We start from the raw sequence: 11,109 nt of genomic DNA on the forward strand, positions 1-11,109 counted from the left end.
TGCGGTTTGGGGGGGGTGGAATCTCCAGCCGCAGGCGATGTAGTCGTCTGGGTTTCGGTAGCAGACGTATCTAACGGTACACTCTGGCTCTGGTTATTATTCAGCTCCGCAGTGGATTGATCAGCCATAGTGCTGATCTCTTCCTGCTGGGCTTTGTGATCCTGCCACCACCAGGCGCCGCTCAGGCCAATCACCACAAACAGCACCAGCCAGGTGAAAGTCATCAGCCAGCCATCGCGTTTTTTGCGGCGTTTGCCGAGGGAAAAACTCTGCATTGGCGCAACTTTTGCCGCCCGCAGTGGTGCCTGCTTTTCCAGTCCCGGCAGCAGTTCTTCTTCCGGAATATGAACCAGACGCGCATAAGAGCGGATATACCCGCGCAAGAATGTTGAAGCAAGATCGGCTGGCGCCTTATCTTCTTCAATGTCGCGTACCGTGGAAACCTTCAAACAAAGTCGTTCGGCAACGGCTTGCTGGCTAAGTCCAAGTTGTTCACGGGCATTACGCAAGCGAGCGCCGGTGGTAAGTGCTTCATTTTGGTCGTGCGTGGCTTCAGTATTCATTCGCTGCAGGTACGTTTAAAAGAGAATTGGGATGCCGGTGAACCATCACGCCCACCCACACCGCGAAACATCCGTAAAGTTAACCTTTATCATACAGTATAAGACTGTCTGTGTGCTCGTGACAAAGCCCACATGAATCAAAGCTAACTTACTGTTGCATCGTTACATACTGCCTTAAAGTCAGCAAAAACGCACCGTTAATATTGATCAGACAATTGCAACTTAATGCTACATTCATAAAACATTACGCCACGGTACATAAAGTAACCGTGGCGTAATAACTATCAGACCGTTTTAATGTCGATAGCTTCACCCTGCATCCGTTTACGCAGAGTACGTTTAGTACGGTCAATGACATCACCTGCCAGCTGACCACAGGCGGCGTCGATATCATCACCACGAGTTTTACGCACAATGGTGGTGAAACCGTAGCTCATCAGCACTTTTGAGAAACGGTCGATACGGCTGTTCGAACTGCGTCCATACGGCGCGCCGGGGAACGGGTTCCACGGGATCAGGTTAATCTTACACGGCGTATCTTTCAGCAGTTCAGCCAGTTGGTGCGCATGTTCAGTGCCATCGTTAACGTGGTCAAGCATCACGTACTCGATAGTGACGCGCCCCTGGTTCGCATTGGATTTCTCCAGATAACGGCGCACTGCAGCAAGGAACGTTTCGATATTGTACTTTTTGTTGATTGGTACAATTTCGTCACGAATTTCGTCGTTCGGCGCGTGCAGGGAAATTGCCAGTGCAACGTCAATCATATCGCCCAGTTTATCCAGCGCCGGAACTACACCGGAAGTGGAAAGCGTCACGCGACGTTTAGACAGGCCAAAACCGAAATCATCAAGCATGATTTCCATCGCCGGAACGACATTGTTCAGGTTGAGCAGCGGCTCGCCCATACCCATCATCACTACGTTAGTGATCGGACGCTGACCGGTGACTTTTGCTGCGCCGACGATTTTCGCCGCACGCCACACCTGGCCGATAATTTCCGACACCCGCAGGTTGCGGTTAAAGCCCTGCTGGGCGGTGGAACAGAATTTACACTCCAGCGCACACCCCACCTGCGAGGAGACGCAAAGCGTGGCGCGGTCGTCTTCCGGGATATACACCGTTTCGACGCGCTGATCGCCAACGGCAATCGCCCATTTAATGGTGCCGTCAGATGAACGCTGTTCTTCAACCACTTCCGGTGCGCGGATTTCCGCCACCTCTTTCAGTTTGCCACGCAACACTTTGTTGATGTCGGTCATCTCATCAAAGTTGTCGCAGCAATAGTGATACATCCACTTCATCACCTGATCGGCGCGGAAGGGTTTTTCACCTAAATCTTTAAAAAACTCCCGCATCTGCTGACGGTTGAGATCCAGCAGGTTGATTTTTCCATCTTTCGTGGTGACGTTTTCAGGTGTGACTAATTGTTCAGACATATGCTATTCCGGCCTCGTTATTACACGTTATGGCCCCTGGAGGGTTGAAAAAAGAAACGCCCCGGTGAGCGGCTGCTCGTCCGGGGGCGCTGCATTGTACAAATTCTGGCGCACGGATGCCACGTTTGCACGCGGCATTTACGAAATTATTAACGAGTGCGCGGGCACACTTCGCCTTCACCGAAGAAGTAGGCGATTTCGCGAGCGGCAGATTCTGCGGAATCAGAGCCATGTGTGCCGTTTTCGGTCAGGCTGTCAGCGTAGTCTGCGCGCAGAGTTCCCGCCAGAGCGTTCGCCGGGTTGGTCGCGCCCAGCAGATCGCGGTGACGCTGAACGGCGTTTTCACCTTCCAGCACGGAAACGACGATCGGACCAGAGGTCATGAACTCAACCAGACCATCAAAGAACGGTTTCCCATCGTGTTCAGCATAAAAGCCACGAGCCTGTTCAACGGTCAGGTGCAGCATTTTGGTGCCGACAATTTTGAACCCTGCAGCTTCAAAGCGCGCAAAGATATTACCAATGACGTTTTTTGCTACCGCGTTCGGTTTGATGATGGAAAAAGTACGTTCAATAGCCATTTTTACCTCTGTAAATTATTCTGTTGTTGTCTGTACCAGCGTACGAGATGGCGCGGATTATAATGAGCAACAGAGCCGTTGACCATTGACGAAGGTAACATTTTTTTAAAATAAACCTAGTTTAAGCAACAAACATGGTGAAAACAGACTATTGCATAACAAATCTCACTGTCGCTACCTGCCCCACTTCATCCATTACCAGCAATTGATAATTGCCTTTTTCCGTTAAATGCAGAGTCACACTGCGCCCACGTTCAGCTAACGGTTCGCCATTCAGAAACCACCAGCGTTCTCCGGCACCACCGCTGGATTGCACCGGCAAAGTCGCTTCCGCCGCACCAGGTAAACGCTTGATAATGGCGCCATCACGGATGCCAGTCAGTTGCAGCGGGAGTTGGGCGTCGTGACCATACGGTGGGCAAATTGTCGAGACCGCTGGCAAGCGTGCGGCACGGCGTTCCGATGCGGGCAGCCAGGGTTCCAGCGGTAGTGGCCAGACATTCATCATTTCTTGTCGCGCCTGTGGGCAATCGGCGGCGACGCGTTTGCCATTTTCATCCAGCCAGATGGGAAAGCGGATGCCATTAATCCCTTCTTGCTCTGGCAGTAACAGGGTTGGCGGCTGGCTTCCATCCAATAACCAGGTTGCCAGACGACGACGGCAATTACTGTCACCCACGGGCAAAGACTGCCCACCTGGCCAACAGATAACACCACGAGTGACGGAGTTCGGGCGCGGATCTTCCGGCAGATTTGCACTGCGTGACAGTAAGATATTATTGACCTGATTCATCAACGGTACGGCGCTGGCAAAACCAAACTGACCAACAACGGGCGTGCCGTCCGGTCTGCCAGTCCATATTCCTATCACATAGCGAGCATTTACACCTATCGCCCATGCATCGCGATAGCCATAACTGGTTCCTGTTTTCCACGCCAGTGGTACAACGCGCGGCAAGGCGCCGTCCGGCAGGGGCTGCGCTTCATCAGCCATGATCCGGCGAATGATCCACGCGGTGCCCGGCGACATTAAGGGGCGTTCAAGCAGGGGATCGTCAGGCTGTAAGCGCAATTTGCCTGCCTTGCCGTGGCGAGCAAACGCGGTATACGCTGCCGCCATATCTTCCAGTTTTGCACCTGCGCCGCCGAGGATCAGCGAAAGGTTCGGCGCAGCACCGTTGGGCAGGTACAACGGCAATCCAACATTGCGTAATTTTGCCGCAAACCGTTTCGGGCCATAGGCTTCCAGCACCTGCACGGCAGGTAAGTTCAGCGATCGCACCAGCGCCTCACTCATGCTGATCGGGCCATGAAAACCGCTATCAAAGTTACCTGGTCGGTAATCACCGGTGCGCCGGGGGACGTCTTGCAACAGTGATGCCGGGTGGATCAAGCCTTCATCCAGCGCCAGTCCATAAACAAACGGTTTGAGCACCGATCCTGGCGATCGGATCGCATTGACCATATCGACATGACCAAAGCGTGAATCATCGTTGAGATCAACCGATCCCACCCAGCCGCGAACACGCATATCGGTATGATCAATCACGATCATCGCGAGTGAACTGCGCGGTGGCAATCGTCCTTTCCAGTTTTGCGCCAGTTCTTCCAGACGTCGTTGAAGACCGGCATCCAGCGTAGTAACGATTTTGTCGCTTTTGCTTTTACCGAGCATCATGCGCGAAAACAGCGGTGCCAGTTGCGGCATTTGTCGGGGTGCCAGCCAGATGGGTTCTTCCCTTGACTCTTTTACCTGCTCACGGGACCACACACCTTGCGCAGCCATCCGTTCGAGCACTTTATTACGCGCGGCTTCGGCACGTTCCGGCCAGCGATCCGGGCGAAGACGGCTGGGCGCTTGCGGCAAAACAGCCAGCATTGCCGCCTCGGAATAGCTTAAATTCTCAGGCGATTTTCCGAGATATGCCCAACTTGCCGCACCGATCCCCTGCAACGTACCGCCAAACGGAGCGCGGTTAAGATACAAGGTCAGAATTTCACGCTTAGACAGATGCCACTCCAGTTGCAACGCGCGCCAGAGCTGGCGAATTTTACCGCCAAACGTTTTGGGGTGAGGATCAAGCAGACGAGCAACCTGCATGGTGAGCGTACTGCCGCCGGAGATAACCCGACCAGAAGTCAGATCCTGCCAGGCAGCGCGCGCCACCGAGAACGGGTTTACGCCTGGATGCTTCCAGAACCAGCGATCTTCGTAATTGATCAGTGCTTCAAGGTAACGCGGAGAAACATCTTCGATAGTCACGGGATAACGCCAGATACCGTCAGCATCGGCGAAACGCCAGAGCGGCGTACCATCCTGCGCCACGACCACACGTGCGGGATTGACTTCATGCAGCGGCAGAGGCCAGAGTTTATCTGCTCCCCACGCCGCCAGAATGATAATAAAGGGCGCGGCTGCCAGCGTTATCCAGCAGCCGCGTTTACTTAACAGACGAGGCATTTACGGTCTGACAATCAACAGATCTTCAGCCGCGCCGGTCGCCCGCCATTGAGGAACATACATCGATTCCACCATCGGCTGCGGCACCTGATACGTTCCCGGCGTCACCGCCCGCGCCAGATATACCAGTGTAACCGGCTGGTATTCATCAACGGCAACCGCCGCCACAAAGCGATCATCACGAAACTCAATGTGCTTAATGCTCGCCTGCTGCATTTGATTAAGCAGGTTTTGCACTTCGCTACCACTTTGCTCCAGACTGGCGTTGCCGTTAGCCAGGTTCTGGTTTTCCAGCTCCAGACCCGCTGGCAGCAAATCAACCACCAGCGCATCTGGCACGCTGTTACTGGCTTTAACCTGCAACCAGACCAGTACCAAATCACCGCTACGTAACGAGTCCAGCGATTTGCTCTTACCGTCAGTACCAAGAATATGGCGCTCGATTTGCAGCACATTACTCGCAGGTAAAGGTGCGGATTGCGGATAACCGCTGGCATCCACACGCAGCCATAACGGCTGGTCGCCACTGTTGGTCACCTGCAAAGTTGCAAGTTGATCGCTATGCAGATTGCTGTTTTGCGTTTTCTCGCCAGTCAGCGGCTCGGCAGAGAAAGAGGTTTGCACCTGCCATTTACCCGGTAAATCCTGTATCGAACGGGCAGCCAGGAACAACGAGTTACTTTCCTGCGTCGATAGCCAGCGTTCACCAAACGCCTGCTGCGAAAGCGTGTTCAGCAAAGTGTACTGCTCATCGGGTAGCAGTTTATTTTCTTCCAGCAAGGAGAGCATTAACGCGTTGTCGCGCAGTGGGCTACCGTAATCGCCCAGCCATTTCCGCTCATCATTACGCGGCGTTTTCAGCGCCAGCGCAATCGCTTCTTCACCACGCGTCGCATCACCCATGGTTTTCAGCGCAACGCCAAGTTGCAGCAGCGGTAAACCAGAAGCGGCATCTGCACGATGCTCCCAGATTTCACGCAGCGCACCCAGCGGAGCCTTTTGCTGACGGGACAACACCAGCGCAGCGTAAGACTGTACGGCGAATTTACTGGCTTTGAGATTATCGGCGTAAGGGATCGACATCATGCCCGGATCTTGTAAATAGCGCAGCAGACGCTCATTCCCTTGGTTAATGGCTTCTGTCGGCACGCTGTAACCCTGCTCACCTGCGCGAACCAGGAAATCCATCACATAAGCCGTCAGCCAGTACTCTTCGTCGCTGTATTTATCCCATAGCGCAAAACCGCCATTATCGCGTTGCATTTGCAGCAAGCGGGAAATGCCAATATCAACTGCCGCACGGCGTTTATCATCACTGTCGCCTTTGATGCCCAACGCCTGTAGCTGGGCTGCATTGGTATAGAGCGACGGGAACAGACCGCTGGTGGTTTGCTCCAGACAGCCGTACGGATATGCTTTTAACTCTTTGATATAACGTGCAATGTTCAGCGGTGGCTTGCCGCTCAACAACAATTGCCCTTCCAGCGTAACAGGCGAGAAGTTTTGCAGTCCGCCAGCCGGAATCGCCCATGTTTCACCAGGCTGCAACACCGTACCATAATTGACTGTTTGTGCCGGGAATGCCGGACGGACGCCAATTTTCCACTGCTTATGCTGATCGGCAACGGTTTCTCCTGGCAAATTCAGGCCACTGATAGTCGCCTGAATTTCACCATCGCCATAACCCGGCAATGCTCGCACCGGGATAAACAGCGTGGTTCGCACGCCTGGCGCTAATTCAACAGGTGCGGGTGAATCGCTTACCAGTTCAACCAAGCCGCTGGCGGTCAGGGCAACGTTCATTTTTTGCGGTTTATCAGTAAGATTAGTGATATCCAGCGTCAGACGCGAAGTGTCGCCACTCGCCATAAAGCGCGGCATGTTCAGTTCGGCTATCACCGGTGCAGCAACAATCACTTTGCTTTCGTTGCTGCCGAAGTCATCTGCCGTCCAGGCTTGCGCCATGACGCGCAATTCACCGTTAAAATCGCCAATCGGCAGTGTAACCGTACCTTCGCCCTGTTCGTTGAGCGTTACCGGCTGTGCCTGTTGCGCGACAATATTGACGTGATTGACCGGTGGCTTACCACCACGTTTCAGTTCATCGCCATCGCCACCAAAACGCAGTGCTGCCAGGCGTCCCTGTCCTTCAATGACCTGACCGTAAATATCGTATATGTCTGCGCCATAGCGTTTCTGACCGAAGAACCCCTGCCACGGATCTGGCGTAACGTAATCAGTAATATTCAACACACCGCTATCAACGGCAGACACCAGCACATTCACCTGTTTTGGCATCTCACCATTTTTATTGCTGGCTTTGATTTTCACAGTTAATGGCTGATTGGGGCGCATTTTTGCCGGTGTTTCCAGCGCCAGATCAAGACGACGGTTTTCATCGCCAAGCGGCAAATGCAACACACCAACCGCACGTTTTGGCGTCGCGGAGCGAGATTTATCGCCAGGACGCACCACCAGCGTACTCAAATAAAGATCATGACGATTCCAGGTTTTATCGACCGGAATCGTCAGATCCAGCCCTTGTGCCGGAACATCAATCTCTTGCCACCACAGCGGCCCTTCACTGGACTCAACCATCGCGTAGCCTTTACCCGCCGTTGGCGCGGCAATATGCAACTTAATGGTATCGCCAGGGCGATAACTGGCTTTATCCAGTTTCATCGTGACGCGATCTGGACGCACCGCACCGCCACCGTCGCTGTTGTCCTGCCAGCTATAGCCAGCCCAGAAACGCACACTACTGACCGCTTCATTCGGCGCTTTGACTTCCAGACGATAAGCGCCCCACTCTACCGGAAAACTGACCTTACCGGTTTCATCCGCCTGAAGATCCAGCGTTTGTTCATTTTCGATCAGATCTTTTTGATCAAACTGAGACTGCCAGCCTTCATCTTCTGACCAGTTCCAGAAGTAATCACGGCGTTCGCGAATCAGACGCACCTGCAAGCCCGACACGGCTTTTTTCACGCCCTGCGCATCGCTATAAACGATATCAAAAGCGGCGTTGCTGCCTTCATCAACAATGGGTTGTTTTACAGTCGTGTCAGTACGGTAATTGTAAACCGATTTCGAGGCGAACTGCGGGCGGATCCCCGGCAATGCATCGGCAGGCCAAATAGCCTGTTCAGCACGGCGCGTCACCGGGCGACCACCCGATTCCAGCAAACTCCCCTGGAGAATAACCTGCAATGGGGAATGCGTTTCCTTCCACTGGCTTTCTGTAGATACTTCGCCGCGCCCTTTATCATCCAGCGTCAACTGAACTTCATCCAGCGTGCGGGAAAGGTTTTCGGCAGCGATATCGCCAAATTCGAAGCCGGGTAATGCAGAAACCGCTTCACGCAGAGGGCGCAGGAAAAGCTGCCCTTGTAATGTATTGCCGTTCGCGGGCGCACCATAAAGGTAGTAACCCACTACGGAGAATTTCACTTCATCTTTCGGCGCTAACGGGGTTTTCTCGCCAGTCAGATTCAACGCCATGCGCTCTGGCATAAAATCTTCGACGTGGAAATCCCACATCCGATACTGGTTATCGCCAGTGTTAGCGCGAATATGCCACATGCCGGTTGCCGCACTGCTATCCAGTTGCCAGGTAAAGTGATAGAGGCCATTCTCCGGCTGACTAACGACACTACGCAGTACCTGCCCGTCAGGTTTAATCACGTCTAACTTGATGGGTTGATCCGGCAGAGCTTTACCGTCTGCATCACGCAGTAAGCCGTTGAGGATTACTGTTTCACCCGGGCGATAAAGATCGCGCGGGCCAAACATAAAGAACTGTTTGCTATAACCCGGTGCACCAGCAATGTTAAATTCCGCTAAGTCCAGCGCCGGAAGTTTTAAATCGAGCAGCGTTGTCTGACCGTCTTTACGCGCCAGCAGTAATGCCGCGTTTTTATCGTTTTCCAGCTGTACATGACCCTGTGCATTACTGGTCGCCTGAGTCAGAATCTGCCCTTTCTCATTTAATAAAGAGACTTCTATTCCTTGCTGGGCCGCGCCGTTTTCCAGACTTTGGGTAAAGATATCCAGACGATTGTGATAACGGTGAGCTGAAATGCCGATATCACTTAACGTAAACAGCGTCGCGGGATTACTGTAATCGTAACGTCCAGCCTGATTCATCACAGCAAGATACACGCCCGCCTGCTGAAGCGGTTTGATATCGCCCAGCGGCAGCAATAATTTTTCACGGGTGTTACGCGCAGGATTGAGATCAAACCGTCCGGTGTAGACCAGATCCGCCATCTGCAGGAGTTTGTCTGACTGCCAGTTCGCCAGCGAATTGCGGTATTCCCATTGGCTAATGAATGCTGGTAGAGATTCTGGCTTAACGCGGAAGAAGTTAACATCGACATTATTAACGTTGAGCGCCATTACCGGCAGCCCTTCAACGACTTTTCCAGGCAGCAGTGAACCACGGCTGGCAAAACCGACGCTGGGTTGAATATCGCGGGTGGTGATCGTTTTTTCGTAATCTTTACTGAAGGTTGCGTTATTGAGCGCCTTCATTTCCTGCCCAATAGTCACGATCAAATCACGTTTAGGTTCGAGGTGGCGTAAACGCAGCTCTTTAAGATTATCTGACAGCTCCCAGGCACCATCCACTTTACCGCTCTTTTTATCGACGACATGAACAACACGCGAGAAATCCTGATCCGGGTCGAGGGGGATAGAGAAAGTCAGCACCAGCGTGGCTGCACCATCGAGTTGAACCTCAGAGAGATCAAGCAATGTCAGTGTCTTACCGGCACTCTGTTGTGCCAGCTTTTGCCTCTCCGGTGCAGAGAGTTTTGCAGAACTCGCGTTTTCCGAAGATGTACCTTTAGCAGCTTCAGAAGGGGTATCTTTTTTCACCGCTGTTGGCGCGTTATCGTTGTTGTCGCACCCTGCCAGCGCCAGCATTAACATGCAGGCGGCTATGCGTAACTTTTTCATTTATCATCCCTGCCACAATGGCCCGTTAGCAACGTCGAATAATTATTATGCGTGAGAATTAGCGTTATGTAATTCAGTATCACGTCCACAGAATCTGAATTTTGGTGATAAATGTGGCTCAGGCAGCCAAATCAGCCTCTTTTGCTTGTCGCTTTTCACTAAACGTCCGACAATTTAGCCTACCCCGGCAAAAATGGAGATGCCTATGTCCACGACATGGTTTGTAGGAGCCGACTGGCTCGCCGAACATATTGATGATCCTGAAATTCAGATTATTGATGCCCGCATGGCACCGCCCGGACAGGAAGATCGTAACGTTGCCCAGGAGTATCTCAATGGGCATATCCCCGGCGCAGTATTTTTCGATATCGAAGCTCTTTCCGATCACACCTCCCCGTTTCCGCACATGCTGCCGCGCCCGGAAACGTTCGCCGTAGCGATGCGTGAGTTAGGTGTTAATCAGGACAAACATCTGATTGTCTATGACGAAGGTAATCTTTTCTCAGCCCCGCGAGCATGGTGGATGCTGCGCACCTTTGGCGTGGAGAAAGTGTCGATTCTTGGTGGTGGACTGGCGGGCTGGCAGCGTGATGACCTGCTGTTAGAAGAAGGCGAAGTAGAACTGCCAGAAGGAGAGTTTAACACCGCCTTTAACCCGGAAGCCGTGGTGAAAGTAACCGATGTATTGCTGGCAAGCCATGAAAAAACGGCACAAATTATTGATGCCCGTCCAGCTGCGCGTTTTAACGCTGAAATTGATGAACCTCGCCCTGGTTTACGTCGCGGGCATATTCCTGGTGCGCTAAATGTTCCCTGGACGGATCTGGTGCGTGAAGGTGAACTGAAGACGACAGATGAACTCGATGCGATATTTTTTGGTTACGGTATCAGCTATGACAAACCGATTATTGTCAGCTGCGGCTCTGGTGTAACGGCCGCCGTTGTGTTGCTGGCACTTGCTACGCTGGATGTGCCAAACGTGAAACTGTACGACGGCGCATGGAGTGAATGGGGCGCGCGAGCAGATTTACCAGTAGAACCAGTGAAATAAGCTTTTTACAGGCAACAAAAAACCGCCGAATTTGGCGGGTTTTTTTTTTTTGTGT

6 protein-coding genes are annotated in these 11,109 nt (G+C 52.7%); 1 reads left to right on the forward strand and 5 read right to left on the reverse strand.

Translation table 11 applies throughout. The features are described from left to right. The 5 genes from rodZ to yfhM form a co-directional block, all read right to left on the reverse strand. A partial coding sequence (gene rodZ / locus EQY_RS0113120; RefSeq protein ID WP_001090828.1) for a cytoskeleton protein RodZ occupies positions 1–563 on the reverse strand: 563 nt, incomplete at its 3' end. Positions 564–847: 284 nt separating this feature from the next. After that, the gene (gene rlmN, locus EQY_RS0113125) at positions 848–2,002 is read right to left on the reverse strand and encodes a dual-specificity RNA methyltransferase RlmN (protein WP_000003318.1); all 1,155 of its coding nucleotides are present in this window, start codon (positions 2,000–2,002) and stop codon (positions 848–850) included. A 149-nt stretch (positions 2,003–2,151) separates the two neighbouring features. After that, positions 2,152–2,583 carry a nucleoside-diphosphate kinase gene (gene ndk / locus EQY_RS0113130; protein ID WP_000963834.1) on the reverse strand — a complete coding sequence of 144 codons (432 nt, stop codon included), beginning with the start codon at positions 2,581–2,583 and terminating at the stop codon, positions 2,152–2,154. Between the two features lie 148 nt (positions 2,584–2,731). Further along, entirely contained in the window at positions 2,732–5,044 is a 2,313-nt protein-coding gene (gene pbpC, locus EQY_RS0113135) for a peptidoglycan glycosyltransferase PbpC (protein WP_001137626.1), read from the reverse strand. Next, the gene (gene yfhM, locus EQY_RS0113140) at positions 5,045–10,003 is read right to left on the reverse strand and encodes an alpha2-macroglobulin (RefSeq protein ID WP_000736110.1); all 4,959 of its coding nucleotides are present in this window, start codon (positions 10,001–10,003) and stop codon (positions 5,045–5,047) included. Between the two features lie 205 nt (positions 10,004–10,208). Between yfhM and sseA the strand changes: the two genes are divergently transcribed. Continuing rightward, complete coding sequence (sseA, locus tag EQY_RS0113145; RefSeq protein ID WP_000108600.1) at positions 10,209–11,054, forward strand: 3-mercaptopyruvate sulfurtransferase; 846 nt, start codon at positions 10,209–10,211, stop codon at positions 11,052–11,054. Positions 11,055–11,109 lie beyond the last annotated feature (55 nt).

The sequence above is a fragment of the Escherichia sp. TW14182 genome (assembly GCF_000208525.1).
GTDB classification, from domain to species: Bacteria; Pseudomonadota; Gammaproteobacteria; order Enterobacterales; family Enterobacteriaceae; genus Escherichia; species Escherichia ruysiae.